Annotated in this window: 25 protein-coding genes, 1 other RNA gene and 1 riboswitch; of the genes, 18 read left to right on the top strand and 8 right to left on the bottom strand. The window is 68.8% G+C overall.

Annotated elements, in window-relative coordinates; all coding sequences use genetic code 11:
• Positions 1 to 4: 4 nt before the first annotated feature.
• A complete protein-coding gene (locus HFL01S_RS15535) occupies positions 5 to 652 on the top strand; it encodes a Crp/Fnr family transcriptional regulator (RefSeq protein ID WP_066260286.1) in 648 nt (215 codons plus the stop codon).
• Positions 653 to 661: 9 nt separating this feature from the next.
• Here the strand turns inward: HFL01S_RS15535 and HFL01S_RS15530 are convergent, their stop codons facing one another.
• The 4 genes from HFL01S_RS15530 to HFL01S_RS15515 form a co-directional block, all read right to left on the bottom strand.
• On the bottom strand, positions 662 to 2,659 hold the full coding sequence (locus HFL01S_RS15530; RefSeq protein ID WP_066260281.1) for a S8/S53 family peptidase: 1,998 nt from the start codon (positions 2,657 to 2,659) through the stop codon (positions 662 to 664).
• Complete coding sequence (locus tag HFL01S_RS15525) at positions 2,656 to 3,573, bottom strand: phosphatase PAP2 family protein (RefSeq protein WP_066260279.1); 918 nt, start codon at positions 3,571 to 3,573, stop codon at positions 2,656 to 2,658. Before HFL01S_RS15525 ends, HFL01S_RS15530 begins: the two co-directional genes overlap by 4 nt.
• Before the next feature lie 184 nt (positions 3,574 to 3,757).
• On the bottom strand, positions 3,758 to 5,563 hold the full coding sequence (locus tag HFL01S_RS15520; RefSeq protein WP_169802344.1) for an adenylate/guanylate cyclase domain-containing protein: 1,806 nt from the start codon (positions 5,561 to 5,563) through the stop codon (positions 3,758 to 3,760).
• Between the two features lie 161 nt (positions 5,564 to 5,724).
• Positions 5,725 to 6,180, bottom strand: coding sequence for an SWIB/MDM2 domain-containing protein (locus tag HFL01S_RS15515; protein WP_066260275.1), 456 nt, complete (start codon positions 6,178 to 6,180; stop codon positions 5,725 to 5,727).
• A 255-nt stretch (positions 6,181 to 6,435) separates the two neighbouring features.
• Here HFL01S_RS15515 and rraA point away from each other — a divergent pair, with 255 nt between their 5' ends.
• Positions 6,436 to 6,951, top strand: a complete 516-nt coding sequence (gene rraA, locus HFL01S_RS15510) for a ribonuclease E activity regulator RraA (protein WP_066260435.1) — start codon at positions 6,436 to 6,438, stop codon at positions 6,949 to 6,951.
• Positions 6,952 to 6,957: 6 nt separating this feature from the next.
• Here rraA and HFL01S_RS15505 read toward each other — a convergent pair whose 3' ends face one another.
• The 4 genes from HFL01S_RS15505 to HFL01S_RS15490 form a co-directional block, all read right to left on the bottom strand.
• Positions 6,958 to 7,773 (bottom strand): sulfite exporter TauE/SafE family protein, encoded by an 816-nt coding sequence (locus tag HFL01S_RS15505; RefSeq protein ID WP_066260272.1) that lies wholly within the window; start codon positions 7,771 to 7,773, stop codon positions 6,958 to 6,960.
• Between the two features lie 70 nt (positions 7,774 to 7,843).
• A non-coding RNA gene (gene ssrS, locus HFL01S_RS15500) (6S RNA) lies at positions 7,844 to 8,024 on the bottom strand.
• Between the two features lie 69 nt (positions 8,025 to 8,093).
• On the bottom strand, positions 8,094 to 8,471 hold the full coding sequence (locus tag HFL01S_RS15495; RefSeq protein WP_066260271.1) for a cell division protein ZapA: 378 nt from the start codon (positions 8,469 to 8,471) through the stop codon (positions 8,094 to 8,096).
• Positions 8,468 to 8,698: a hypothetical protein gene (locus HFL01S_RS15490; RefSeq protein WP_066260270.1), complete on the bottom strand. Its 231-nt coding sequence runs from the start codon at positions 8,696 to 8,698 to the stop codon at positions 8,468 to 8,470. Before HFL01S_RS15490 ends, HFL01S_RS15495 begins: the two co-directional genes overlap by 4 nt.
• 50 nt (positions 8,699 to 8,748) lie before the next feature.
• Positions 8,749 to 9,000, top strand: a riboswitch (cobalamin riboswitch).
• A 79-nt stretch (positions 9,001 to 9,079) separates the two neighbouring features.
• Here HFL01S_RS15490 and HFL01S_RS15485 point away from each other — a divergent pair.
• The 16 genes from HFL01S_RS15485 (at position 9,080) to HFL01S_RS15410 (ending at position 25,256) form a co-directional block, all read left to right on the top strand.
• Complete coding sequence (locus HFL01S_RS15485) at positions 9,080 to 10,906, top strand: TonB-dependent receptor domain-containing protein (RefSeq protein WP_066260268.1); 1,827 nt, start codon at positions 9,080 to 9,082, stop codon at positions 10,904 to 10,906.
• 11 nt (positions 10,907 to 10,917) lie between these two features.
• Complete coding sequence (locus HFL01S_RS15480) at positions 10,918 to 12,267, top strand: cobyrinic acid a,c-diamide synthase CobB (protein WP_066260266.1); 1,350 nt, start codon at positions 10,918 to 10,920, stop codon at positions 12,265 to 12,267.
• Positions 12,264 to 13,085 carry a cobalamin-binding protein gene (locus tag HFL01S_RS15475; protein ID WP_066260263.1) on the top strand — a complete coding sequence of 274 codons (822 nt, stop codon included), beginning with the start codon at positions 12,264 to 12,266 and terminating at the stop codon, positions 13,083 to 13,085. The genes HFL01S_RS15480 and HFL01S_RS15475 overlap by 4 nt, the downstream gene beginning before the upstream one ends.
• On the top strand, positions 13,078 to 13,653 hold the full coding sequence (cobU, locus tag HFL01S_RS15470; protein WP_066260260.1) for a bifunctional adenosylcobinamide kinase/adenosylcobinamide-phosphate guanylyltransferase: 576 nt from the start codon (positions 13,078 to 13,080) through the stop codon (positions 13,651 to 13,653). Before HFL01S_RS15475 ends, cobU begins: the two co-directional genes overlap by 8 nt.
• A 5-nt stretch (positions 13,654 to 13,658) precedes the next feature.
• Complete coding sequence (locus HFL01S_RS15465; RefSeq protein ID WP_084383375.1) at positions 13,659 to 14,546, top strand: ABC transporter substrate-binding protein; 888 nt, start codon at positions 13,659 to 13,661, stop codon at positions 14,544 to 14,546.
• Positions 14,543 to 15,622, top strand: coding sequence for a FecCD family ABC transporter permease (locus HFL01S_RS15460; protein WP_066260256.1), 1,080 nt, complete (start codon positions 14,543 to 14,545; stop codon positions 15,620 to 15,622). Before HFL01S_RS15465 ends, HFL01S_RS15460 begins: the two co-directional genes overlap by 4 nt.
• On the top strand, positions 15,619 to 16,413 hold the full coding sequence (locus HFL01S_RS15455; protein WP_066260255.1) for an ABC transporter ATP-binding protein: 795 nt from the start codon (positions 15,619 to 15,621) through the stop codon (positions 16,411 to 16,413). Before HFL01S_RS15460 ends, HFL01S_RS15455 begins: the two co-directional genes overlap by 4 nt.
• Entirely contained in the window at positions 16,403 to 16,972 is a 570-nt protein-coding gene (gene cobO, locus HFL01S_RS15450) for a cob(I)yrinic acid a,c-diamide adenosyltransferase (protein ID WP_066260253.1), read from the top strand. The genes HFL01S_RS15455 and cobO overlap by 11 nt, the downstream gene beginning before the upstream one ends.
• 24 nt (positions 16,973 to 16,996) lie before the next feature.
• Positions 16,997 to 17,995, top strand: coding sequence for a biotin synthase BioB (gene bioB / locus HFL01S_RS15445; protein ID WP_066260434.1), 999 nt, complete (start codon positions 16,997 to 16,999; stop codon positions 17,993 to 17,995).
• Between the two features lie 12 nt (positions 17,996 to 18,007).
• Positions 18,008 to 18,982 (top strand): adenosylcobinamide-phosphate synthase CbiB, encoded by a 975-nt coding sequence (gene cbiB, locus HFL01S_RS15440; protein ID WP_066260251.1) that lies wholly within the window; start codon positions 18,008 to 18,010, stop codon positions 18,980 to 18,982.
• Positions 18,979 to 19,971 (top strand): aminotransferase class I/II-fold pyridoxal phosphate-dependent enzyme, encoded by a 993-nt coding sequence (locus HFL01S_RS15435; RefSeq protein ID WP_066260249.1) that lies wholly within the window; start codon positions 18,979 to 18,981, stop codon positions 19,969 to 19,971. Before cbiB ends, HFL01S_RS15435 begins: the two co-directional genes overlap by 4 nt.
• Entirely contained in the window at positions 19,968 to 21,518 is a 1,551-nt protein-coding gene (locus tag HFL01S_RS15430; protein WP_066260248.1) for a cobyric acid synthase, read from the top strand. The genes HFL01S_RS15435 and HFL01S_RS15430 overlap by 4 nt, the downstream gene beginning before the upstream one ends.
• Before the next feature lie 3 nt (positions 21,519 to 21,521).
• Positions 21,522 to 22,580, top strand: a complete 1,059-nt coding sequence (gene cobT / locus HFL01S_RS15425) for a nicotinate-nucleotide--dimethylbenzimidazole phosphoribosyltransferase (protein WP_066260245.1) — start codon at positions 21,522 to 21,524, stop codon at positions 22,578 to 22,580.
• Positions 22,581 to 22,584: 4 nt separating this feature from the next.
• Positions 22,585 to 23,400, top strand: a complete 816-nt coding sequence (gene cobS, locus HFL01S_RS15420; RefSeq protein WP_066260241.1) for an adenosylcobinamide-GDP ribazoletransferase — start codon at positions 22,585 to 22,587, stop codon at positions 23,398 to 23,400.
• Positions 23,397 to 23,957 (top strand): histidine phosphatase family protein, encoded by a 561-nt coding sequence (locus HFL01S_RS15415; RefSeq protein ID WP_066260239.1) that lies wholly within the window; start codon positions 23,397 to 23,399, stop codon positions 23,955 to 23,957. The genes cobS and HFL01S_RS15415 overlap by 4 nt, the downstream gene beginning before the upstream one ends.
• 78 nt (positions 23,958 to 24,035) lie before the next feature.
• A complete protein-coding gene (locus HFL01S_RS15410; protein ID WP_066260237.1) occupies positions 24,036 to 25,256 on the top strand; it encodes a DUF445 domain-containing protein in 1,221 nt (406 codons plus the stop codon).
• The last annotated feature ends 4 nt before the right edge of the window (positions 25,257 to 25,260 follow it).

Below are 25,260 nucleotides of genomic sequence, written 5' to 3'. Positions count from 1 at the left end.
CCGGATGTCCGCCGCCTTCCTTCCTGCCAGCACAGAGCCTTCCTCCCACATCCAGGCGCTGGCGGCACTGGGCGTGCAGCGGCGCTACCGCAACGGCGCGCTGCTGATCCAGGAAGGTGAGTCCGGGGACACGATCTACATCGTGCTGCAGGGGCGCCTGCGGGCCTTCCTCGGTGATGGCAACGGCAAGGAACTGACCCTGGGCTTCTACGGCCCTCTGGAATATGTGGGCGAAATGTCGCTCGACGGTGGCCCCCGGTCGGCCAACGTGGAGGCGGTCGATGCAACGACCTGTTCCGTCATCTCCCGTGCCGTGCTGCTGAACTACATCGCCCAGCACCCCGAGTTCGCACTGGAGCTCATGGCCCGACTGATCCGCCGCGCGCGGCTGGCGACTGAGAGCGCCGGCAATGTGGCCCTCATCGACGTGTACGGGCGCCTGGTGCGACTGCTCAACCAGTTGGCGCAGGAGCCTGAAGCCTCTGGCGAGCGCCGGCTTGCAGAGCGCCTCACCCACCAGGAACTGGCGCAGCACCTCGCGTGTTCGCGCGAAATGGTGTCACGCCTGCTCAAGGACCTGGAAACCGGCGGCTACGTCGCCGTGCGCGAGCGCTGGATCTGGCTGCTCAAGGCGCTGCCAGCGCGCTGGTGACGGCCAGACTCAGAGCCGTTTTCTGGCGATCTGAGGCGCCGCACAGCTGGTGCCATACATGCGCACCGATGCGCCGCTGCGGCTGCCAGCACCCAGCACCCCCCACAATGCCGTGCTCTCGTCGCTCACAGCCAGTTCGTCCGGCACCTTTTTGACACCGTTGCGCTGGGGCAGGCGAGTGGCGTCCGGGTCCGGTAGCCTGGGGCTGTAGCGGGCGGCCGGGTCGAAGGCGCTGCTGGCGAAGCGGATGCCGCCAACAGAGACCGATCGCTGTCCCGTCCCGATGCTGTTGAACACCCCGCTGCGCCGGATCGGCGTCGGGTTGTCGGGGTGGTCGATGAAGCTGTCGATGTTGCCGCTGGTGTCGTAGAAACTGTCCAGCATGGCGGACTGGCGGGCGCCCGTGTAGGTCCCCTGGGCCACATCGTCCCGCTCCACGTAGGCGTCCAGCACCACCGGGTTGAGCCCGCCGTTGTGAACCTTCACCTGCCAGACGCCGGCTGGGGCCAGCCGGTCCTCGGGGTGGTGCGAGGCCGTCGGGCACAGGGCGAGCAGGGCGCAGGTGCCGTGCCGGCCCAGCGCAGTCTTTCTGGGAAACACCAGCGCCAGCTGGGGCGCGGTGGTGGAGGGCCAGCAACCCGCATTGCCGACGGTCATGGGCCCGAGCACCTGCCCGCCGGGCAGCGTGACTTCGATGCGGATGTCCTGCAGCGCTTCCTCGGGCAGGTCCGGGTCGCCCAGCCACAACTCGAGAAAACTCTGGGTCCGGTCGTCGGGCTGGATATGCCAGTGCAGTTCGGCGGGCGCGCCCCCTGGCAGCAGCGTCTGGTTCACATGGGTGCGGTCCTGGTAACCGTTGCCCGCCGGAATGAAGACTTCGAGGCGCTCTGGCGTGCACAGCGCAATCAGATGATCGATGGCAGCCTCAAGCACCGAGGTTCCGTCGTGAGGACCAGCCAGCGTGCCCCAGCTGATGTTGACCACCAGCTTCGCGTCGGTGGTCACCCGGTTCAGGATGAACAGCAGCGCGTCCAGCACACTCACGTTCATCGCCCCGCCCGAGGTGTCGATCACGTTGGACCAGTCCAGCTGCACCGCGATCAGAGGCGCGCGGCTGGCCTCGTCGTGGGCCGGCGTCATGTCCGGGGTGTGGGCCGCACTGCTCATGCGGGCGGTGGCCAGCCAGGGGCCGGCGGCCAGGCTGGCCACCACGGTGCCGTGGTTGAGCGGATGCTTCAGGTCCCAGCACTGCAGGTAGTCGTACAGGTCGTCCTCGTCGACCGAACCGTCTCTCGTGAACCGGTCCATGGCGGCGCGGATGTCGGCTGCCGTCAGCTCATGGCCGTAGCCCATGACGGGCGGCGTCGGACCGGCGCGTTTCGGGTCCAGGCGGCTGCGCAGGTGGCGGCCCATGCCCGGTCCGTGCGGGCCGCCGAACTCGTCCTGTCGCCAGAAGTGGCGCACCCGCGGCTCTCCGTCGGGCTTCAGGAAGGCGGTGTTGGCCATCGCAAGACCGCCGTCGATGATGCCGATCACCTTGCCGCCCACGCGATCCGGGCAGGGGGGCACCGTGTCGCCGGGCAAAGCCGGGTCGGTCAGTGGTCCGGTGTGCTCCTCCACGGGCAGGCCGAGCTCATAGCGTCGGACGATGCCGGCCAGGTCCGAGCGCTTGCGCATCTCCTTGAAAAAGCCTTTGCGCGCGCGTGCCGTGCAGAAACGCAGCCCCGGCAGCAGCAGATAGGCCTTGGGCACCTGCAGCCACTTCACGTCGGACGCCTGCAGCAGATCCTGAATGCCGAAACCGGGATGGAGTTCGATGATGATCGGCAGCCACCTGGGCTGGGCGGCCGCGCCTTCGCCCAGACGGTAGCCTTCAAAACGATCGGCTTCTGCCCATGCGAGGTAGGGGTCGGCGCCCTCGATGCTGCTGGGCAGAGACCAGTCCGTGCCGGTGACCTCGCCTTTGGGCAGCGGCTGCCAGGGCTGGGGAGCGCGCGCCCCACTCATGACCACTCCTTCAGGGCCTCCTGCCACAGCCAGCCCAGGGTGTCGGCCTGGGGCAGCGGGATCGCCGGTCCACCCACGCTGTAGGCACCCGCGTCCATGGGGTCGCTGAGCTTGAAATCCTTGGGGGCGCCATCGGCTTCTACGAACTTGTCGCTGTCGAAGCCCCGCAAGCGGACGCTGCCAGCGGTAGCACGGGCCACGAAGAACTCGCCGAGGCTGGTGCCCAGCAGACGGCCGACGGCGCTGTCCACCGGGTAGTGGACTCCGGCCACGGTGCGATTGACCGCGATGCGTGCGGCCAGGCGCTGCAGCTGCGTGCGGCTGTTCTGGCCGTCGTTCTTGCCGGGGCGGGTCTGGTCCATGAACGCCTCCAGCAGCGTTGCCACCGCGAACGCTTCGGTGGAGTGGCCGCTGGGCCAGCTGCCGTGCCCCGGCGTGGGGATCATGGGCTGGATCTGTGGCGACAGCTCCACAGGCCGCAGGGTGGCAAAGATGTGCTTGAGGCGCATCTCGACGTGTACGCACAGACCGAGCGCGATTTCGATCAGCTGCAATGTCTTCTTGTGGCGGTGGGCCGTCAGCCCCAGCACGGCGGACCAGTAGCCGACCGGTGCGGTGAGCTGATCGAGCACCTCGGCGGCCCGGTCGCCGCGCAGATCCGCGTAGGCCGCGACCAGATCCAGCTGCTGCTTGAGCAGGTTTTTTGACGGGCCCTGCAGCTGCACCAGAGTCCGGTTCTTGATCGTGGTCGCGCCGAGGTTGGCGAACTTCAGGTCGGCCTGTTTGGTGCTGGCCGACGCGGTGATGGATAGGCCTTCGATCAGCTGTTCGAAACAGGTGGTCATCCGCGGACCGTCGGCCCAGAGGCGCAGGTTCTGGTCCTGGTTGAACCCGGGCGTGGCGGGATGGAGCACTGCTCCGGCAAACGGGCCTGCTATTGCAGATCGACTAATGGTCAGGGCATCGGCAGAGAACAGACTGGCACCCGCGACACCAGCACTGACACCCGCGCTCACACCAGCACTGACTCCCGCACTCACCCCAGCGCTCACTCCGGCACTGACTCCTGCACTCATGTCATCTCCTTATAAATTGGACTCAGGTTCTTGGAAGGCCCAGCGACTCGAGAGCGCGCACTGTGCGTTGCCGCAGCGGACTGAGACTGCCTGATGAAAGGTACTTTGACAAAGTTAGCTCGGGCTGCAGAGAGCGCAGCAGGGCTAAAGTTTCGCTCGCGTCCGAAGTTTGTCCGGATTCGAACTGGGCGGTCAGCAGGATCCGCAGGTTGGGCAGGTGATACCGGTTTTTGTTGAGCGAGCACCTGCTGTAGTGAATGGCCTGGTTCAGGTCATTTGTGGACAGGTAGCTGCCTGCCAGCATCATCTCGAAGTAGTACTTCTGCGGATCAAGCGGCGACAGTCGCAGTGCGTTTTCTGCCTGCATGATCGACTCCGCAGGAGTGCCCCACATGGTGGACCAGACGCTTCGGTAGAGCCATGCCATCGGGTCGTTGGGGTTGGCGTTCGTGGCCTCCAGCAGAATATGGTTCGATCCATCGACGTCCTTGCCCAGGTGGCACATGGCGTGCCCTTTGACTGCAAGTGCCAAGGCGCTCTCCGGGACCATGTCCAGCGCGCGGTCGGCGATGCCAATCGCGTGCTGAAACGATGCGTGTGGGTCCGCAGCCATGCCCTGTACCACCTGCATGATGTGCCACTTGGCCAGCCACGCCCACGGAGCGACGGAGCGCTTGTGGCGGTCCACCAGAGCTTCCAGCAGCTGCTGGCTGCGCTCCAGATCCCGGCGGGTGGAGCGGTGCATGAGGTTGATGGCACCCAGCATCAGGGCGCTGCTGTCCAGCCGGGGCAGGGTCTGAGTGAGGGTGCGTTGCACTTCCGAGTGGAGCAACTGGTCGGCGCAGGTCGACGCCAGCGCGTTGATCAGCTCGCTCTCCTGCTGCACCACGTCCATCACGTCGCCGGTGAGCCGGTCGGCCCAGATCACCTCGTTGCGCCGGGTGTCGCTCAACTGCGCGGTCACCAGCACACGGTCACCCAGCGAGACGTAGCTGCCCGACAGCACGAAGTGGGCGTCCAGCTGCTGGCTCGCGGTCTGGTTGACGTCGTCCCGGCCCCGGAGCACGGCGGTCGACAGCCTGGAGATGACGCGCAGGTGCTGGCTGCGCGAGAGCTGAACGATGACGCCGTCCGCCAGCAGGTCGCCGATCACGAAGTGCTCCGGCGCATTGCTCCTCGACACGAAGGGCAGCACGGCGATGGTCGCCCGGAAGTCCTCCGGTCTGGCGGCAGGAGCGGGCGGTTTGAGGGCGACGCCTGTTCCGGTGGGCGGGGAGAGCGTCCAGGTTCGGACAGGCTCCGGCCAGTGCTTGAGGTAGCACTCCCCCATGTCCTCCATGTCACCATCGACGCCGTCCACCAGGGCATCGTGCACGTTGGCCGTGATCACGGTTTCTCCGGGGCCTGCGAGCCCCGCCACCCGGGCGGCCAGGTTGACGCCATGGCCGAACACGTCGTGGTCGTCGATGTACAGGTGGGTGGCGTTCAGCCCAGCGCGGAGCCAGAACTTGTTGTCGTCATCGCGCCGACGATTGGCATCGTCGAAATAGCGGTGGAGGCGCAGCGTAGCCTTGACGGCCTGGGACGGTTCGTCGAACTCCACCAGGATGCCATCGCCCAGGCTCTTGACCAGGCGACCGCCATGTCTTGGCAGAACCTCTTCACGGGCGTGCTGGAGAAACCCGTGCCACTGGTGGACTACGGACGCTTCGTTCGATGCCATCAGCCTCACGGATTCCACCAGGTCCATCACCAGCACCACCTTGTTCTGCATCAGCGGCAGAGGCGGCACCTCTGGGGATGGAGCCGGTTCGCCGAGAGAGCCCATGGTGCTGGGGTGCGGCTGGCTTGTCATACCTCGAAAGGGGGAAGTGCCGTTTCAGTTTCTCACATCTGAAAGGTCCGGGCGCAGAAGACAAAGGCAAAAAAAAGAGCCGGCAAGGCCGGCTCTCTGCAGAGAGGAGCATCTGGTGCCCCTTCTGGACCTGATCACTTCAGGTGTTCGTTGATCATCTTGGTCATTTCGAACATCGAGGCCTGGGCCTTCTTGAAGATTTCCTTCAGCTTGGCGTCGGCGTTGATCATGCGCTTGTTGACAGCGTCCTGCAGCTTGTTCTTTTTGATGTATTCCCAGACCTTCTTGGTCACTTCCGTGCGGGGCAGCGGGCTGTTGCCAACGATGGCAGCCAGTGCGGCGCTGGGGGTCATGGCCTTCATGAAGGCAGCGTTGGGGGTGCGCTTCTTGGCAGGAGCGGCCTTCTTCGCGGGAGCTGCGGCCTTCTTGGCGGGTGCAGCCTTCTTTGCCGGAGCTGCGGCCTTCTTGGCGGGTGCAGCCTTCTTCGCCGGAGCGGCGGCCTTCTTGGCGGGCGCAGCCTTCTTTGCCGGAGCGGCGGCCTTCTTGGCCGGGGCGGCCTTCTTCGCAGGAGCTTTCTTTGCAGTTGCCATGTTGAGGATTCCTTCTAGAAGTGGTTTGACGCCAGAGGAGAACGCGCTCTCTCACTGGTGACTCGGATGCTAATGGAGATGCATGGTCCTTCCAAGGTGGAAGCACCGATTTTTTGCGCGATGTCAGAGGGAAGTCGGGGTTTTTTGGCCCCGAAAACAACACTGCGCCCGGTATCACGCGCCGCTCATGAATCCACAGTGAAGAGCGTGCTCCAATTTCTGTTCCGAAAAACCTGCTTTCCAGAGTGCCTGACCATGACCTCTCCCATCGATTTTTCGACCTGCGACTTCGGTGACGAGCACAAGGGCGACGCCAGTGGCGCGTTCCGTGTGTTACCACCTGTGTTCCGTGACTTTGGTGCCCATCGCCGCTTTGCCGGGCCGATCGTGACCGTGCAGTGCCTGGACGACAACACCCAGGTGAAGGCCCTCGTCGAAGGACCAGGGGAAGGGCGTGTGCTCGTGGTCGACGGCGGGGCCTCGCTGCGGCGCGCCTTGCTGGGTGGCAATCTGGGCGCAGCCGCCGCGCGCAACGGATGGGCGGGTGTGCTGGTGGACGGATGCGTGCGCGATGTTGCCGAGCTGGCGGTCTGCGAGACCGGGATTCGTGCGCTCGCGTCGATGCCGCTGCCGACTGAGCGGCGCAACCAGGGGGTGCGCGATGTGCCCGTGAAGATTCAGAGTGTCACCGTCCGCCCGGGCGAATGGCTGTATGCGGACGAGGACGGCATCGTGATCGCCGACCGGCCGTTGCACCGGGGCACCGCCTGACGGATTTCAGGCCGTCAGGCCTTTGTAGAGCATGTACGCCGACAGCAGGTAGAGAATCAGCGCGAAAGCCCGCTTGAGCGATTTGACCGGCAATGCGTGTGCGGCCTTCACGCCGAGCGGCGCCATCAGTACGCTGGTCATGGCGATCACCGTCAGCGCCGGCAGGTACACGTAGCCCAGCGAACCCGCTGGAAGGTCGGCCACACCCTGACCAGAGACGACGTACCCGGCGGCGTTCGCCAGCGCTATGGGGAAGCCCAGCGCTGCGCTGGTGGCCACGGCGTTGTGGATCGCGACGTTGCACCAGGTCATGAACGGGACGCTGACGAAGCCGCCACCGGCCCCCACCAGTCCCGAGAGAAAACCGATCATGCCTCCCGCACCGAGCTGACCGACCGTTCCGGGCAAGGTGCGCGAGGCCTGTGGCTTCTTGTCCAGCAGCATCTGGGTGGCGGAGAAGCCCACAAACAGCGCGAACAGCAGGGCCAGTGCCCCGCCCTTGAGGACTGCAAAGACACCCAGACTCGCGACCGCAGCACCGATGACGATCCCTGGTGCGAGGCGCCGCACGATGTCCCACCGCACGGCGCCGCGCTTGTGGTGCGCGCGAACACTGGAGATCGAGGTGAAGATGATGGTGGCCATGGAGGTGGCGATGGCCATCTTCACGGCAAGGCCGGGCGCAACGCCACGGTGGGCGAGGATGGCGCTGATGAACGGCACCATGATCATGCCGCCGCCGATGCCCAGCAGGCCGGCCAGAAATCCGGTGAACACCCCCAGAAGGGCCAGCTCGGCGATCAGCAGGGGTTCAAGGCTCATGGGGGGAAATCCGGAGGGCAGAAAAGAGTGCGGCCCCAGGAAACATCCGTGGGGCCGCAGCGAGGAGTATTAGGTGTCTGCAAGTGCCACCGGACCGTCATCCTGAACCGGGGGTTCAGGTGGGCGAGGGCAACGGGGCTTCGGGTTCATCTGACGCGAGACGCTCACACCAGCCACGTTATGTACCAAGCCCGGGCTCATGGAGCATTGGTTCAAGGAAATATAAAGCCCGGCGTGCACTGCAGACAAGGCAAATTGTAGGGGCTGTAGGCCCGGGGGATGGGCTCGCCCGTCGGAAAAGTTGAGGGCCGGGGCCTGATTCAGATCAACTGGCCGTCACTGCCCAGCGCCTGGTCGAGGCGCCGCACCAGTTCCTCGGCGCGTGCCAGCGCAGCAGCGTCGGGCAACTCGCCCTGGGAAGCAGAGTCCGGCAAGGGCGTCGGCTCTGGAGGCAGGAAGGACGAAGAAGAAAAACCCTGGGCTTCTTTCTGGGACAGTTCGAACGCCAGGTTGAGGGAGGCCAGCACGGCGATGCGGTCACGGGCCTTGACCTTGCCGGCGTCGCGGATTCGGCACATGGCGGTGTCCACACGCTCCACGGCGTCCAGCAGAGACTGCTCGCCACCCGTCGGACAGGCCAGCAGATAGCTCTGGCCCATGATCTGAACCTCGATCTGCTTGGAGGCCGGCTTGTTCATTCGGAGTCCTTGTGGGAGGGTGTCTCGGTCCCGACCGGCAACCGGTCCAGCAGCGCGTCGATGCGGGAGCGCGCAGCGTTCAGACGGGACTTGATGGAGTCGCGTTCTGCCTTGAGCGTGGCCACCTGCTCCATCAGCAGGGCGTTGGTGCGCTGCAGTTCTTCATGACGAAGGAGCAGGCGCTCCACGCGCTCGGCGATCAGGTCAATGTGCTTGGGATCGGCCATGGTGACGACTGGTGAGTAACTCATTGTAGGGTTGCCGCAAGGAGCGCGGGCTTACAATGGATTTCGTTGGTGCTCGCGGTGTGGTTCACATGCCGCAGTTCAACGGGAAGCAGGAGGGGAAGTCCACGCGGACCGACCTAACCTGCGCTGCCCCCGCAACGGTAAGCAGACGGGATTCGGGCTTTCGCCCTGTCCCTGCCTTCACCCCACAGCCACTGGACAGCCGGTTTCGATCGGTGCTCCGGGAAGGCGGTGAAGGTTGGTCTGTCAGCCCGGATACCGGCCAACACGGTGGTGACGCGTCCTGAACAGGTCCGTTGCCGTGACGCCCATGCGCTGTCGGGGAAGACGGCGAGGGCAACCATCGTTTGTTTTTCATCCATGTCTTTCCGTTCTGCTCCGGTGCGCCTGGCCGCGCTTCCCATGGCATGCGCCATCGCTTTTCCCGTTTTTGCCCAGTCCGCCCTGCCCACCGTGGTGGTGTCTGCGACCCGGTCCGAGTTGCCCATCACCGATGTGGTGGCGGATGTCACCTTGGTCGGCCGCGGCGTCATTGACCGAATGGGCGCAGCGTCGGTCTCCGACGTGCTGGAGCGCCTGCCGGGGGTGACCGTTAACCGCAATGGCGGCCCTGCGTCCACCACCAACGTGTATGTCCGCGGCGCCGAGGGCCGTTTCACGGCGGTGTTCGTCGACGGCGTGCGCATCGACTCGCAATCCACCGGTGGCGCGACATGGAATGCGATCCCGTTGTCCCAGGTGGACCGCATCGAGGTGCTGCGTGGGCCTGCGGCGGCGGTGTATGGCTCGGATGCGATGGCCGGGGTGGTTCAGATCTTTACACGCCAGGGGGAGAAAGGATTCTTCCCCTCGCTGCGCCTTGGGGTGGGATCGAACAGCACCTACGAACTGAGCGCCGCAGTGCGTGGCGGCGACGGGGTGGTTGACTACGCCTTCGGTCTGGGCACCGAACGCAGCGACGGGTTCAACGCCAAGCCCTCCGGCAATCCTGACCGCGACGGGTACCGCAACGAGTCGTTCTCAGGCAGGCTCGGATGGTCTCTTTCCGAGGGGCAGAAGATCGAGGCCACGCTGCTGGACAACCGCCAGAAGGCCGGCTACGACGGTTTCATGCCGGGGCAGGACGACCAGTCCAGTCAGCGCCTGCAGACCGTGGGATTGAACTGGAACAGCCGCTGGAGCGATTCGTGGAGCACCCGTGTGGGGCTCAGCCGCGGAAGCGACCGCTACGAGACCTCACCCTCGACCTATCTGACGGACACCACGGTCGACAGCTGGCTGCTGCGCAACGAGCTGCGCGTGGGGCCGGGCCGGCTGACGGTGGATCTGGAGCGTCGGGAGGACCAGCTGGAGAACGTCAGCACCACGCCGGTCGACACCGAGCGGCACCAGAACGCCCTCGCTCTGGGGTATGGCCTGCATGCCGGCGACCACACGCTGCAGCTCAATGCCCGGCGCGACGACGACAGTGAATTCGGTACCCACACCACCGGCTCGCTGGCCTACGGCTACGCGTTGTCCAAGACCTTGCAGCTCACCGGCTCGGTGGGCACGGCCTTCCGTGCCCCCACGCTGTTCCAGCGCTTCAGCATCTACGGCACGCCCGACCTAAAGGCCGAAACCGCGCGCAACATGGAAGCGGGGCTGCGCTGGCAAGAGGCTGCGAGTCGCGCCTCCGTGGTGGTCTACCGAAACCGCGTGAAGGACCTGATCGACTACCTGGCCGGCCCGGGCAGTTGCGTCAACGGCGTGGGCGATTTCGCCGGCTGCTATGGAAGCACCGGCCGCGCCACCTACACCGGCGTGACGCTGGCCGGTGGCACGACGCTCGGCGAAGTGGCCCTGGGTGCTTCGCTGGACCTGATGCGCCCGAAGAACGCCGAAACCGGCAAGCTGCTGGCGCGCCGCGCCGAAACGCAGGCCACGCTGACGGCGGACATGCCGGTGGGTGGCTGGCGTCTGGGCAGCGAGGTTCAGCACCTGGGCAAGCGCTACGACGACGAAGCCAACACCAAGCCCCTGCCGGCCCACACGCTGCTGAACCTGACGGCCAGCACCGACATTGCCCGCGACTGGCGGCTGCTGGCACGCGTGGACAACGCCACCGACAAGGACTACGAGTCAGTGCTGGGCTACGCCACGGCGGGCCGCAGCTTCTACCTCGGCCTGAGCTGGTCGCCACGTTGAGCGCCGGTGCGATGACGACCGCCCGCTGTCCCGCCCTGTTGATTGCCGCGCCGGCCTCCGGTCAGGGCAAGACCACGGTGACGGCCGCGCTGGCGCGTCTGCACGCGCGGGCCGGGCGGCGGGTGCGGGTGTTCAAGTGTGGTCCTGATTTCCTGGACCCGCACTGGCACCAGCTCGCCAGCGGCCACCCGGTGCACAACCTGGACCTCTGGCTCAACGGCGAGGCAGACCTGCGTGCCAGGCTGCACGAGGCCGCGGCGAACTGCGACCTGATCCTGATTGAGGGCGTGATGGGGCTGTTCGACGGCGAGCCAAGTGCGGCCGACCTGGCGGTGAAGCTGGGCATCCCGGTGCTGGCGGTGATCGATGCGGGGTCGATGGCCGGCACCTTCGGTGCGCTGGTGCACGGCCTGCGCCACTACCGACCGGGCCTGCCCTGGGCCGGGGTGCTGGCCAACCGCGTGGCCAGCGAAGGGCACGAGAAGATGCTGCAGGCGTCTGTGCGCGACGACGACCTGGGCGCTGCGCCGGGCGGCATCGACGCCGGCTGGCTGGGTGGGTTGCGGCGCGACGCCGGGTTCTCCTTGCCCGAGCGCCACCTCGGCCTGACCGTGGCGTCCGAACTGCCGGACGCGATGGCGCGGCTGGACGCGCTGGCCGACGCCATGGCAGCCACCCCGCTGGGGCAGCTCGATGTGGCCGGCTGGCAGCGCTGGGCCGTGCCCTTCGACGCGCAAGCCGAGCGTGCGGTGGCGCCGCTGCTGAGCGGGCGCACCGTGGCGGTGGCGCGCGATGCGGCCTTCTGTTTCACCTACCCGGCCAACCTCGACACACTGCGCGCGCTGGGGGCCGAGCTGGTGTTTTTCTCGCCGGTGGCCGACGAGGCGGTGCCCGACTGCGACGCGGTCTGGCTGCCCGGCGGCTACCCCGAGCTGCACGCCGACGCGCTGGTGAAGGGCACACGCTGCCGCGCCAGCCTCGCCGCGCATGTCGCCGCCGGCAAGCCGGTCTGGGCCGAGTGCGGCGGCATGATGCCGCTGTTCGACGTGCTGACATTGAGCGACGGCACGCGGGTGCCGATGTGGGGCCTGCTGCCGGGCGAGGTGGCGATGCAGGCGCGCCTGGCCGCCCTCGGCCCGCAGCGCTGGGACACGGCGCAGGGCGAGCTGCGAGGTCACACATTCCACTATTCGCTGACCACATCGCCGCTGGCGCTCGTGGCCCGCACCGTGCCGGGCAGCAAGTTCGGTCGACCCGAGGCCGTGTACGGCCAGGGCCCGGTGCGCGCAAGCTACTTCCACGCGTGGTTCGCCTCCAACCCCGAGGCCACGGCGCAACTCTTTCTGGCGGAGACCGCATGAAGACTGTGCTGCCCGGACCGCAACGCATCGTCTGCCTGACCGAAGAGACGACCGAGTGGCTGTACCTGCTGGGGCAGGAGGCGCGCATCGTCGGCATCAGCGGCTACACCGTGCGGCCGCGCCGGGCGCGTGAGGAAAAACCCAAGGTCAGCGCATTCCTGAATGCCAAGATCGACAAGATCCTCGAACTGCGGCCCGACTGCGTGTTCGGTTTCTCCGACCTGCAGGCCGACATCGCCGCCGCGCTGATCCGCGCGGGTGTGCGGGTGACGGTGTTCAATCAGCGCAGCGTGGAGGAGATTTTTTCCATGCTGTTCCAGGTCGCGGCCATGGTCGGCTGCGCCGAAGAGGGGCTGGCGCGCATCGCGGCCATGCGCCAGCGGCTGGACACGATCCGTGCCGAAGTCGCTGCGTTGGTGGCCTCTGGCAAGCGCCGTCCGCGCGTCTTTTTTGAAGAGTGGGACGAGCCGCACATCAGCGGCATCCGCTGGGTGTCGGAGCTGCTGGGCATCGCCGGTGGCGACGATGTGTTCCCCGAGCTGGCGGTGCAGTCGCTGGGCAAACACCGAATCATCGCGGACGGTATGGAGATCGTGGCGCGCGCGCCGGACATCGTCATCGGCTCCTGGTGCGGCAAGAAATTCCGGGCCGAGAAGGTGGCGGCGCGGCCGGGGTGGCAGGACCTGCCCGCCGTGAAGAACGGCCAGCTGTTCGAGATCAAGTCGGCCGACATCCTGCAGCCCGGCCCGGCGGCGCTGACCGACGGGGTGGAACAGATGCACCGCATCGTGCGCGACTGGATGGTGGCCCATGGTTGATGTGGTGCGCAGCACGTTCATCCTGGGTGGCCAGCGCAGCGGCAAGTCGCGCCGCGCCGAGATGCTCGCGCGGCAGTGGCTGGACGCGTCGCCCGCGCACCGCGCGGTGATGATCGCCACAGGCCAGGCCTGGGACGAGGAGATGCGCGAGCGCATCGCCCGCCACCAGGCCGACCGTGCGCAGCGGGTGCCGGGCATGGCGACGGTGGAGGAGCCGCTGGCGCTGGCCGGTGCGCTGCGTCGGAACAGCAGCGCCCACACGCTGATCGTGGTCGACTGCCTGACGCTGTGGCTGACCAACCTGATGATGCCTGCCGACCCGGCGCAGGCGCTCCCCGAAGCGGCTGTGATGGCGGCGGGCGAGGACCTGTGCGCGGCCATTGCCGCAGCGCCCGGCTCCGTGGTGCTGGTGGGCAACGAGATCGGGCTGGGTGTGATTCCGATGGGGCGCGAGGTGCGCGCGTTTGTGGACGCGCTGGGCCGGCTGAACCAGCAGGTGGCCGCAGCCTGCTGGCGCGTGACGCTCATGGCGGCGGGGCTGCCGCTGACTTTGAAGGACAGGACATGAACCGGATGCGCAACGCATGGCTCGCGCTGCTGGGGACCATGATGGCCCTGGTCTGCGGCTCCGCACAGGCGGCTTTGCAGATCACCGACGACAACGGCGTGGTGGTGACTTTCGAGCGCTCGCCGCAGCGCATCGTGAGCCTGCTGCCTTCGCTGGCCGAGACGGTGTGCGAGCTGGGCCAGTGCCAGCGGCTGGTGGGCGTGGACCGCTATTCCACGTTCCCCGCCAGCCTGACGAAGCTGCCCCAGGTGGGCGGCGGGCTGGACCCGAACATCGAGATGATCGTGGCGCTGCGGCCCGACGTGGTGCTGATGGCCACATCGTCCCGCGCCGGGGATCGCCTGCGCGCGCTGGGCATCAAGGTGGTGGCCCTGGAGCCCAAGACCCACGCCGACGTGCAGCGGGTGATGCTCAAGATCGGCCAGCTGCTGGAGGTGCCCGACGCGCAGCGCATCTGGCGCGCCATCGACGCCGCGGTGATGGCCGCGGCCCAGTCGTTGCCGGCCGGTGCGCGCGGCACGCGGGTGTATTTCGAGGTCAACCCCGGTCCGTACGCGGCGGGTGAGAGCTCCTTCATCGGCGAGACGCTCACACGCCTGGGCGCGAAGAACATCGTGCCGGCCTCGCTCGGTCCGTTCCCCAAGCTCAACCCCGAGTACATCGTGCGCGCCGACCCGGACCTGATCATGATCGGCCAGCGCAGCGTGGACGGCATGGCCCAGCGCCCGGGCTGGATGACCATGCGCGCGATGCGCGAGCAGCGCCTGTGCGTGTTCACCACCGACGAGTCCGACACCCTGGTGCGCCCCGGGCCGCGCATGGCCGAGGGCGCGCGGCTGATGGCGCGTTGCCTGGCCGACAAGGCGGCGAAGAAAGCGGGGGCGCGTTCGTGAACGCTCGCCGGGCGTCCTGGCTCGTCGTTGCCTTGCTGGCGGCGGCCATCGGTTTGGCCGTGCTGGGCGTATGCGTCGGAAGTGCGGGTTTCGAGAACCTGGTTGGCCCGCTGCTGGACCCGCAGGCCGACCCGGCCGCCACCGCCATGGCGCAGCAGATCGTGTGGGAGATCCGCCTGCCGCGCACCCTGGGGGCCTGGGCCGCAGGCGCATTGCTGGGCCTGGCCGGCGCGGTGGCGCAGGGCCTGTTCCGCAACCCGCTGGCCGACCCCTTCCTGCTCGGCAGCGCCTCGGGTGCGTCGCTCGGTGTGGCGCTGGCACTCGCGGCCATGGGCGGCGGCGCCGGCATGCTGGGCGGCAGCATGATGAACGGTGGCGTGGCGGTCAGCGTGTTCTCCAGCAGTGCGCTGGTGCGCCTGGGCCTGACCGGTGCGGCCTTCTGTGGTGCGGTGCTGGCGGTGCTGATCACCCTGGTGCTCTCGCGCGGTGTGCAGCACACGCTGCGCCTGCTGCTGGCCGGTGTGGTGGTGGGCGTGGTGCTGGGCGCCATGACGCACCTGGTGCTGCTGTTCTCGCCCGAATCGCTGCAGGCCATGCAGGCCTTCATGCTCGGCTCGACCAGCTTCGTGGGCTGGACCGCCTGCGTGCTGATGGCCGGTGTATGGGTGCTGTGCACGCTGGCGGCCTGGCTGCTGGCGCGTGTGCTCGACGGCCTGAGCCTGGGCGACGCCACCGCGCGCAGCCTGGGCCTGCCGCTGGGGCCCATGCGCGCCGCGCTGGTGGCTGTGCTGGCCCTGGCCACCGGCACCGCCGTGGCGCAGACCGGGCTGATTGCGTTTGTGGGCCTGGCCGCGCCGCACCTGGTGCGCTCGCTGGTCAAGACCACCAGCGCCCGCCTGATGCTGCTGGCCAGCTGCATGGGCGGCGCGCTGCTGATGGCGGCCGACACGCTGGCGCGCTGGCTGATCGCGCCGCAGGAGCTGCCGGTGGGCGTGCTCACTGCGGTGCTGGGTGGTGGTTACCTGCTGTGGCTGATGCAGCGCAACACGCGCATCTCGCGAGGAGGTGGGCTGTGAGCCTTGCCATCCAGACCTGCGACCTGAGCGCCCGCCTGGGCGACGAGCCGATCCTGCACCGCATCTCGCTGAACCTGCCGCAGGGGCGTTGGACCAGCATCGTCGGCCCCAACGGCGCGGGCAAGTCCACGCTGTTGCGGTGTCTGGCCGGCCTTCTGCCGCACAGCGGTGCAGTGGCGCTGCTGGGCCGGCCGCTGGCCGACTGGCCGCAGCGCCAGCGCGCGCAGCAGCTGTCGTGGCTGGGGCAGAACGAGGCCAGCGCCGACGACCTGACGGTGTGGGACGTGGCCATGCTCGGCCGCCTGCCGCACCAGGCCTGGCTCAGCCCGCCCAGCGCACAAGACCGCGCTGCCGTGGAACGGGCGCTGCGTGCCACCCAGGCCTGGGACTGGCGCGCCCGCTCGCTGGGCCAGCTCTCGGGCGGCGAGCGCCAGCGCGTGCTGCTGGCGCGCGCCCTGGCGGTGGAGGCGCAGGTGCTGCTGATGGACGAACCCCTGGCCAACCTGGACCCGCCGCACCAGGCTGACTGGCTGGAACTGGTGCAGGCGCTGGCGCGCGAAGGCAGGACGGTGGTGAGCGTGCTGCACGAGGTGGCCATGGCGCTGCACGCCGACGAGCTGGTGGTGATGGCGCAAGGCCGCGTCACGCACCAGGGGCCGTGTGCCGACGTCGCCACGCACCGCGCGCTGGAAGCTGTTTTTGACCACCGCATCGAGGTGCACGCACTGCAGGGGCAGTGGGTGGCGCTGCCGCGGATCACCCCCTTGAGGACTTCACACCATGCAGATTGAAACCCCGCCGAGCGAAAAGCCCTACGAGAAGGCCGAGGGCGAACGCCGCGGCATCGTGATCGTCAACACCGGCGATGGCAAGGGCAAGAGCACGGCCGCCTTCGGCCTGGCACTGCGCGCCCATGGCCGCGGCAAGGCCGTCAAGATCTACCAGTTCATGAAGGTGCCGAGCGCGCGCTTCGGCGAGCACCGCATGTTCGAACAAATCGGCATCCCGATCGAAGGCCTGGGCGACGGCTTCAGCTGGAAGAGCCAGGACCTGGAGCACTCGGCCCAGCTGGCGCGCGACGGCTGGGAGAAGGCGCGTGCCACCATCCTGGGTGGCGAGCACTTCCTGGTCGTGCTGGACGAGATCACCTACCCGCTGATCTACGGCTGGCTGCCGCTGGACGGCGTGCTGCAGACCCTGCGCGAGCGGCCCAGCCATGTGCACGTCTGCCTGACCGGCCGCCGCTGCCCGCCCGAGATCATCGAGCTGGCCGACACCGTGACAGAAATGACCAAAATCAAGCACGCGTTCAACGCCGGCATCCCTGCGCAGCGCGGTATTGAGGATTGACCCCTGGAGACCCCCATGAATCACATCGCTGAAGCCCCTGTGACCCTGCACCGCCCCGCCAAGCCGGCCCCCGTGACCGGGGAGCGCTGGTCCGTGGCCGACGTGCAGGCCCTGCTGGACCTGCCGCTGCCCGAACTGATGCACCGCGCTCAGACCGTGCACCGCGAGCACCACGACTCGACGCACATGGAGCTGGCGACGCTGCTGTCGATCAAGACCGGTGGCTGCCCCGAGGACTGCGGCTACTGCCCGCAGTCGGTCCACCATGAAACCGGCGTGGAAGCCAGCAAGATGATGACCGCCGAGGACGTGCGCGAAGCCGTGCTGGGTGCCAAGGCGGCCGGCGCTTCGCGCTTCTGCATGGGCGCGGCCTGGCGCGCGCCCAACGACCGCGACCTGGAGAAGGTCGAGGAACTGGTGCGCGTGGTCAAGGACGAGGGCCTGGAGGCCTGCTGCACCCTGGGCATGCTGACGGAGCAGCAAGCGCAGCGCCTCAAGGGCGCCGGGCTGGACTACTACAACCACAACCTGGACACCGCGCCCGAGCTGTACGGCGACATCATCAGCACGCGCGACTACCAGGACCGCCTGGACACGCTGGGCCACGTGCGCGAGGCGGGCATCCACGTCTGCAGCGGCGGCATCGTGGGCATGGGCGAATCGCGCGCCGGCCGCGCGGGGCTGATCGCGCAGCTGGCCAACCTGGCGCCGTATCCGGAGTCGGTGCCCATCAACCACCTGGTCAAGGTGCCGGGCACGCCGCTGGCCGACGAGCCCGATCTCGACCCGCTCGAATTCGTGCGCGCCGTGGCCGTGGCCCGCATCACCATGCCCAAGGCCAAGGTGCGCCTGTCGGCCGGGCGCCGGCAGATGGCCGAGTCGACCCAGGTGCTGTGCTTCCTGGCGGGTGCCAACTCCATCTTCTACGGTGACAAGCTGCTGGTGACCGGCAACGCCGACGTGGAGGCTGACCAGGATCTGCTCAAGCGCATGGGCATGCACACGACCCGGGCGCACGCCTGATCTGATCTTGTGATGGACTTCATCGGCCTGCCCACCCCAGACGCCGCCGTGCTGGCCGGAGCGGTGCTGGTCGCGCTCTTGCTGGACCGGTTGTTCGGCGAACCGCCGGTGCGGCTGCACCCGGTGGTGGCGATGGGACGGTACCTGGGTGCGGTCGGGCGGCGGGTGTCGCGGGCGGCCGGTGCCCCGGCGCGGCCGATGGTGGAGTTCTGGGGCGGTGCGCTGGGCTGGTGTGCTGGTGCGGCGCTGGTGGTGGCCGTGGCGTTCGCCGCCGTGATGGCGGTGCAGGATTTGCATCCGCTGGCACAGATCGCGCTGCTGGGCGCGCTGCTCAAACCCATGCTGTCCTGGCGCATGCTGCGCGATGAGGTGCGGGCGGTGGAGCGTGCGCTGGCTGATTCGCTCGCCGCCGGGCGCCAGCGCGTGGGCTGGCTGGTGAGCCGCGATGTGACGGCGCTCAGCGAGACCCAGGTGCGCGAGGCCGCGTTGTCCACGCTGGCGGAGAACCTCAACGACTCGGTGGTCGCACCCATTTTCTGGTTCGCCGTCGCGGGCCTGCCCGGCGCCGCTCTCTACCGCTTTGCCAACACCGCCGACGCCATGTGGGGCTACCGGGGCGAACGCGCTGGCCGCGACTGGACCTGGGCCGGCAAGTGGGCCGCGCGGGTGGACGACGCGCTGTCCTGGCTGCCGGCGCGCCTCACGGCGCTGCTGATCGCGCTGCCGACCGTGGGCCGCGGCTGGGCGGCCATGGTGGCCAACGCCGGTCTCACGCCGTCGCCCAACGGTGGCTGGCCCATGGGCGCGCTGGCCGTAGGGCTGGGCATCCGGCTGGGCAAACCCGGTGTGTATCAACTCAACGGCCAGGGCAGGGCGCCGCGGGCCACCGACACGGCGCTCGCGCTGCGGCGCTGTGGCCAGGTGGTGGCGGTGCTGGCGCTGCTGGCGGGTGGGGTGTTGGCGCTGTCGCTCGGGGGCCGGCCATGACGGCGCGCGTCCACGGTGGGCCGGACGCCCAGGGCGTCGCGCGCTGGGACTTTTCCAGCAACGCCAACGCCTGCGGGCCGTGTCCGATGGCGCTGCAGGCGGTGCAACGCGCGGATGCCGCGCACTACCCCGACCCGGCCTACACCCGGCTGCGCGCCGCGCTGGCGGACCTGCACGGTGTGGCGCCGTGGCGCGTGCTGCTGGCCGCCAGCGCCAGCGAATGCATCCAGCGCCTGACGGCCTGGCGCTGGCGCGCGGGCGACCGGCGTTTCTGGACCCCGCCCCACGCCTACGGCGACTACGCCCACGCGGCGTCGGCCTGGGGGCTGGAACGGGTGAACGATCCTGGGCAGGCCCCGCTGGCCTGGCTCTGCGACCCCGGCAGCCCGCTGGGGCAGGGCGAGTCGGCCGAGGTGGTGCGGGTGCTTCTGGACCACACGCCGCGCACGGTGCTGCTGGACCGGGCCTACGCACCGCTGCGGCTGCAGGGCGAAAGTGCGCTGGATGTTGCACAGCTCGACCGCGTCTGGCAGCTCTGGTCGCCCAACAAGGCCCTAGGCATGACGGGCGTGCGCGCGGCCTACGCGGTGGCACCGCTGGGCGCCCGGGCCGATGTGGAGGCGCTGGATGCGCTGGCCGCCTCCTGGCCCATCGGCGCGCACGGCGAGGCCCTGCTGATGGCCTGGGCGCAGCCCGGCGTGCAGCGCTGGGTGGCCGACAGCCGCGAGGTTCTGGCCACCTGGGCCATGGCGCTGCGGGCGGCGCTGGAGCGCCGCGGCTGGACCTGCGCACCCAGCGACACGGCCTTCCTGTGCGCGAAGCCGCCGCAGCCACTGGACGGTGCGGCCCTGCGCGCGCAGGGCATCAAGCTGCGCGATGCCACCTCGTTCGGTCTACCGGGCTGGTGGCGCCTGAGCGCACAGCTGCCCGAGGCGCTGGCTGCCCTGGACGCGGTGCTCGACAACCTGAACCTGGAGGCAGCGCGATGACCGCGGTGTGTGTGATGGTGCTGGGCACGACCAGCGGCGCAGGCAAGAGCTGGCTGACGACGGCGCTGTGCCGGCACTACGCCCGGCAGGGTCTCAAGGTGGCGCCCTTCAAGGCGCAGAACATGAGCAACAACGCGCGGGTCGTAGCCGGCGTCGCAGGCGGGCAGGGGGAAATCGGTTCCGCCCAATACTTTCAATCGCTTGCCGCAAAAGCAGAACCCGAGGTCCGCATGAACCCGCTGCTGCTCAAGCCCGAGGCCGATACGCGCAGCCAGGTGGTGCTGATGGGCGAGGTGCACCGCGCACTCAGCGACATGCCCTGGCGCGGCCGCAGCGAAACCGTCTGGCCGCACATCACGGCGGCGCTGGACGCGCTGCGCGAAGAAAACGACGTGGTGGTGATCGAAGGGGCAGGCTCACCGGCGGAGATCAACCTGCACGCCAGCGACATCGTGAACATGCGCGTCGCGCGCCATGCCGACGCACGCTGCCTGCTGGTGACCGACATCGACCGCGGTGGCGCGTTTGCCCACCTCTACGGCACCTGGGCGCTGCTGCCCGAGGACGAGCGCGCACTCATCAAAGGCTTCGTGCTCAACAAGTTCCGGGGTGACGCCAGCCTGCTGGCGCCCGCGCCGCAGATGTTGCTAGACCTGACCGGCGTGCCGGTGGTGGCCACGCTGCCGATGTGGTGGCAGCACGGCCTGCCCGAGGAGGACGGCGTGTTTGATATGACCCCCACGCTCGGCACTGGCGTGTCCTCGCTGCCCCCCAAGGGGGCGCGTTTCGCCTTGGGGCGGCCTGGCGGCGAAACCACGACAAGACCCGAATGGACCACCATCGCCGTCATCGCCTGGCCGCGCATCAGCAACCTCGACGAGTTCCAGCCGCTCAAGAACGTGCCGGGCGTGCGCCTGGTCTGGGCGCGCACGCCGGCCGACTGCGCGGGCGCGGACTGGATCGTGCTGCCTGGCTCCAAATCGACCGCTGCCGACCTGGCCTGGCTGCGCGTGCAGGGGCTGGACCAGGCCGTGGCCCATCACGCGGCACAGGGCCGGGCTGTGCTGGGCATCTGCGGCGGGCTGCAGGTGCTGGGTGAGGCGCTGATCGACACCCACGGCATAGAACCGATGGATTTGGGCAACGCACCCGGCCTGGGCCTGCTGCCGCTGGTGACTGCCTTCGATGCCGAGAAGACTGTGCGCCGGACGACGGCCACCTTTGGCGAACTCGGTGGCGCGTGGCAGTCGCTCTCGGGCGTCACCACCGCCGGCTACGAGATCCACCACGGGCAGACCGCGCAGCACCCGGCCATGGCCGCCAAGGGCGACATCGCGCGCGAAGTGATGCCCGGCCTGGCCTGGCAGAACGCGGCCGGCAACGTGCTGGGCTGCTACCTGCACGGCCTGTTTGAAGACCCGGCGGTGCTGCGCGCGCTGTTCGGCGCCCGTGTGCCGACGCTGGACACCGTGTTCGACGGGCTGGCCGATTTTCTTGAACAACATGTCGAGCCCGGTGTGCTCGATGCCCTCATTCACAAGGACTGAACCATGCCCATTGCCCTTCCCGCCGTCAGCGACATCACCCAGGCCGAGCTGGCCGCGCGCCTGCAACGCCTTCTGGACAACAAGACCAAGCCGGTCGGTTCCCTGGGCCAGATCGAGCGCCTGGCGCAGCGCATCGGCCTCATCCTGGGCAGCGAGGCCCCCGAGCTCAAGAACCCGCAACTGGTGGTGTTCGCCGGTGACCACGGTCTGGCGGCGCGCGGTGTCTCGGCCTATCCCAGCGATGTGACCTGGCAGATGGTCGAGAACTTCCTGGCCGGCGGCGCGGCGGTGAGCGTGCTGGCCCGCCAGAACGGCATCGGCCTCACGGTGGTCGACTGCGGTGTGCGGCACGACTTTGCGCCGCGACCCGGCCTGGTCATCAACAAGGTGGCGCCCGGCACCGCCGACGCGCTGGAGGGCCCGGCGATGAGCGCCGCCCAGTGCAATGTCGCGATCGCCAGCGGCGCCGCCCTGGTGAAGGACCTGCCAGGCAACGCGCTGCTGCTGGGCGAGATGGGCATCGGCAACACCTCGGCGGCCTCGCTGCTGATGAGCCGCCTGGCCGGGCTGGACATCGTGGACTGCACGGGTGCGGGCACCGGGCTGGACGCTCCCGCGGTGCAGCGCAAGATCGGCATCCTGCGCCAGGTGCTGGCGCGCCACCCGGATGCGAAAGCCCCGCTGGACGCGCTGGCCGCTTTCGGGGGCTTCGAGATCGCCACCATGGTCGGCTCGGTGCTGCAGGCCGCGGCCGAGCGGCGTGTGATCGTGGTCGACGGCTTTATCGCCAGTTCGGCCGTGCTGGTGGCCAGCGCGCTGCAACCCGCCGTGCTGCAACGCTGCGTGTTCGCCCACCAGTCGGGCGAGCGTGGTCACGCGCTGATGCTGGCGCACCTCAAGGCCGAGCCGCTGCTGGACCTGGGCCTGCGCCTGGGCGAAGGTTCGGGCGCCGCCCTGGCATGGCCGCTGCTGATAAGCGCCTGCGCCATCCTGCGAGAGATGGCCAGCTTCGAGTCGGCCGGCGTGTCGCGGCAGGACCGCGCCGAAACGGCGGTACGCTGAGGGCATGGCCTTCATCCGTCACTTTCTCATCGCGGTCCAGTTCTTCACCCGCATCCCGGTCACCGGCCGGCTGGCGGACTGGGTGGGTTTTTCACCGGCCATGCTGCGTGCCAGCGCGGCCCACTTCCCCGGCGTGGGCTGGGTGGTGGGGCTGCCCACCGCGGTGGTGTTTGCCGCGGTCTGGTGGTGGCTGCCAGCGCAGCCTGCCGCGCCCTGGGTGGCGGCGCTGCTGAGCACGGTGTTCAGCGTGCTGCTGACCGGCGCGTTTCACGAGGACGGGCTGGCCGACCTGGCCGATGGCCTGGGCGGTTCGTCGAACCGCGAGCGTGCTCTGGAAATCATGAAGGACTCGCGCATCGGCAGCTTCGGCGCCATCGCGCTGGTGCTGGCGCTGTTCTCGAAGGTGGCGGTGCTGGCCCTGATCGCGCAGTCGGGCGGGGCGCTGGTGGCTGCGGTGGCGCTGTTCGCCGGCCACGTCACCTCGCGCCTGATGCCGCTGTTCGTCATCCACACGATGCAGCACGTGGGCGACACGCCGAGTTCCAAATCCAAGCCGCTGGCCGAGAGCATCGGGCGCGGCGCGCTGGCGGTGGGCGTGCTCTGGTGGGCGCTGGCCATGGGCCTGGTGGTGGCGCTGCTGCCGTCGGTGCGCTGGGCGCAGGCGGTGCTGGGGGCTCTGCTGGGTCTGCTGTGGATGGGCCGGCTGCTGCGCCGGCGGCTGCAGGGTTTCACGGGTGACGGCCTGGGCGCCACGCAGCAGGTGAGCGAGATCGCGTTCCTGTTCGCGCTGTCGCTGGCCCTCCCCGCCGCAGCGCCATGAAGCTCTGGCTGCTGCGCCATGCGCGGGTGGTGCTGCCGCCGGGCCTGTGCTACGGCGCCAGCGACGTGCCGGCCGACCCAGCCCTGACCGCCGAGGCGGCGCAGGCCATCGCACCGCTGCTGCCGGCCGGCCTGCCAGTGCGGGTGTCGGACCTGGGGCGGGCGCAGCAGCTGCACCAGGCCTTGCGGGCGCACCGCCCCGACCTGGGCCTGGCACAGACCGACCCGCGCATCCGCGAGATGGACTTCGGCACCTGGGAGCAGACCGCCTGGGATGCTGTGCCCCGCACCGCGTTCGACACCTGGATGGACGACTTCGCGCGGCACCGCTTCGGCGGCGCCGAGAGCGTGCACGAGCTGATGGACCGGGTGGCCGACGCGCTGGACGACACCCGCGCGACTGTTGGCGAGGGCGGCGAGGCGCTGTGGATCACCCACGCGGGCGTGATCCGCTCGGCGATGCATCTCGCGCAGCACGGGCGCCGCCCCATCGCATCCGCCAGGGAATGGCCGCGTGACGCACCCCAGACGGGCGAGTGGATGGTGCTTGAGGTCTGAGGCGCAGGTCCGCCGCGAGAGGGCACACTCGGGCCTATGGATGGTTCCCGTTCCGCGTCGTTCAGCCCGGTTGACCGCATGAAGGCCCTGGCGCTGGGTTTGCTGCTGCTGGCGGCCGGGGTGTACGTGGGCGCCACGCTGATGGAGCCGCGCCATGTCGCATGGGGCTATGTCGCGGCAGCGGCCGAGGCCGCGATGGTGGGGGCGCTGGCCGACTGGTTTGCGGTCGTCGCCCTGTTCCGCCATCCGCTGGGCCTGCCCATTCCGCACACGGCGATCATCGTGTCCAACAAGGACCGTCTGGGCGCTCAGCTGGCGCGGTTTCTCGGCACGCACTTCCTCACCGCCGAGCATGTGCAGCCCATGCTGGCGCGCTGGGACCTGGCGCGAGAGCTGGGACAGTGGCTGGAACAGCCCGAATCGGCCCAGCGGGTGGGACGCTGGATGCAGCAGTCCATTCCCGCTGTGCTCGGTGCGCTGGACCAGAGCGATGTCCGGCAATGGATCGCCGGCCTGGCGCAGCGTCTGCTGAGGCAGGTGGATGTGGCCACGCTGGGCGGCCAGGCGCTGGCGGCGCTCACCCGTGACGGGCATCACCAGCAGTGGCTGGACGGGCTGCTGCAGCAGATGGCGCGATGGGCGGAGCAGCCGCAGGTGCAGGAGCAGCTCACCGACCGCATCGCGCGGGAGCTCAAGGAACTCAAATACGTCGGACTGGACCAGATGGCCGCCCGCCTGGCCACGCGCAAGCTGGTGGCCGCGCTCACGCACACGCTCTCCGACGTGGCGGCGGACCCGGAGCACGAGTTGCGCCGCCGTTTCGACGACTGGATGGCCGACGCCATCGAGCGTCTGCAGACCGACGCCGACTGGCAGCAGCGGGTGGCGGTCTGGCGCGATGCCTGGCTGGACCAGCCGTCGTGGAATCAGCCGATCGAGGCCTGGTGGCACGAGGTGGTGAACCGACTGAGCGAGGAAGCGACCCGTCCCGAGTCCGACCTGGGCGGCCGTTGCGCGCGGGTGGCGCAGGCGGCGGGCCGGCGGTTGCTGGCCGATGAGGCCTTGCGCGACTGGCTCAACGCGCAGGCCCAACAGGTGCTGCTGCGGGTGCTGGAGGGCAGCCGCGAAGCCATCGTCGGCTTCGTGGCGCAGCGCGTGCAGATCTGGGATGCACAGGACATGAGCCGCGTGCTGGAAGAACATATTGGGCGCGACCTGCAGTTCATCCGCATCAACGGCACCCTGGTGGGCGCGCTGGTGGGGCTGCTGCTGCACGCGATCACACAGGCGCTGCTGTGAGCGC

It is taken from the genome of Hydrogenophaga flava NBRC 102514 (assembly GCF_001571145.1).
Lineage (GTDB): Bacteria > Pseudomonadota > Gammaproteobacteria > Burkholderiales > Burkholderiaceae_C > Hydrogenophaga > Hydrogenophaga flava.
The sequence above is the reverse complement of the archived record's forward strand: the minus strand, read 5'-3'. Positions and strand labels throughout refer to the sequence as shown.

Bases quoted from the DNA above. Each gene is read 5' to 3' on its own strand.
- HFL01S_RS15535 (WP_066260286.1), top strand. From the start codon at position 5: ATGTCCGCCGCCTTCCTTCCTGCCAGCACAGAGCCTTCCTCCCACATC.
- HFL01S_RS15530 (WP_066260281.1), bottom strand. From the start codon at position 2,659: ATGAGTGGGGCGCGCGCTCCCCAGCCCTGGCAGCCGCTGCCCAAAGGC.
- HFL01S_RS15520 (WP_169802344.1), bottom strand. From the start codon at position 5,563: ATGGGCTCTCTCGGCGAACCGGCTCCATCCCCAGAGGTGCCGCCTCTG.
- HFL01S_RS15515 (WP_066260275.1), bottom strand. From the start codon at position 6,180: ATGGCAACTGCAAAGAAAGCTCCTGCGAAGAAGGCCGCCCCGGCCAAG.
- rraA (WP_066260435.1), top strand. From the start codon at position 6,436: ATGACCTCTCCCATCGATTTTTCGACCTGCGACTTCGGTGACGAGCAC.
- HFL01S_RS15505 (WP_066260272.1), bottom strand. From the start codon at position 7,773: ATGAGCCTTGAACCCCTGCTGATCGCCGAGCTGGCCCTTCTGGGGGTG.
- HFL01S_RS15495 (WP_066260271.1), bottom strand. From the start codon at position 8,471: ATGAACAAGCCGGCCTCCAAGCAGATCGAGGTTCAGATCATGGGCCAG.
- HFL01S_RS15490 (WP_066260270.1), bottom strand. From the start codon at position 8,698: ATGGCCGATCCCAAGCACATTGACCTGATCGCCGAGCGCGTGGAGCGC.
- HFL01S_RS15485 (WP_066260268.1), top strand. From the start codon at position 9,080: ATGTCTTTCCGTTCTGCTCCGGTGCGCCTGGCCGCGCTTCCCATGGCA.
- HFL01S_RS15480 (WP_066260266.1), top strand. From the start codon at position 10,918: ATGACGACCGCCCGCTGTCCCGCCCTGTTGATTGCCGCGCCGGCCTCC.
- HFL01S_RS15475 (WP_066260263.1), top strand. From the start codon at position 12,264: ATGAAGACTGTGCTGCCCGGACCGCAACGCATCGTCTGCCTGACCGAA.
- cobU (WP_066260260.1), top strand. From the start codon at position 13,078: ATGGTTGATGTGGTGCGCAGCACGTTCATCCTGGGTGGCCAGCGCAGC.
- HFL01S_RS15465 (WP_084383375.1), top strand. From the start codon at position 13,659: ATGCGCAACGCATGGCTCGCGCTGCTGGGGACCATGATGGCCCTGGTC.
- cobO (WP_066260253.1), top strand. From the start codon at position 16,403: ATGCAGATTGAAACCCCGCCGAGCGAAAAGCCCTACGAGAAGGCCGAG.
- cbiB (WP_066260251.1), top strand. From the start codon at position 18,008: ATGGACTTCATCGGCCTGCCCACCCCAGACGCCGCCGTGCTGGCCGGA.
- HFL01S_RS15435 (WP_066260249.1), top strand. From the start codon at position 18,979: ATGACGGCGCGCGTCCACGGTGGGCCGGACGCCCAGGGCGTCGCGCGC.
- HFL01S_RS15430 (WP_066260248.1), top strand. From the start codon at position 19,968: ATGACCGCGGTGTGTGTGATGGTGCTGGGCACGACCAGCGGCGCAGGC.
- cobT (WP_066260245.1), top strand. From the start codon at position 21,522: ATGCCCATTGCCCTTCCCGCCGTCAGCGACATCACCCAGGCCGAGCTG.
- cobS (WP_066260241.1), top strand. From the start codon at position 22,585: ATGGCCTTCATCCGTCACTTTCTCATCGCGGTCCAGTTCTTCACCCGC.
- HFL01S_RS15415 (WP_066260239.1), top strand. From the start codon at position 23,397: ATGAAGCTCTGGCTGCTGCGCCATGCGCGGGTGGTGCTGCCGCCGGGC.
- HFL01S_RS15410 (WP_066260237.1), top strand. From the start codon at position 24,036: ATGAAGGCCCTGGCGCTGGGTTTGCTGCTGCTGGCGGCCGGGGTGTAC.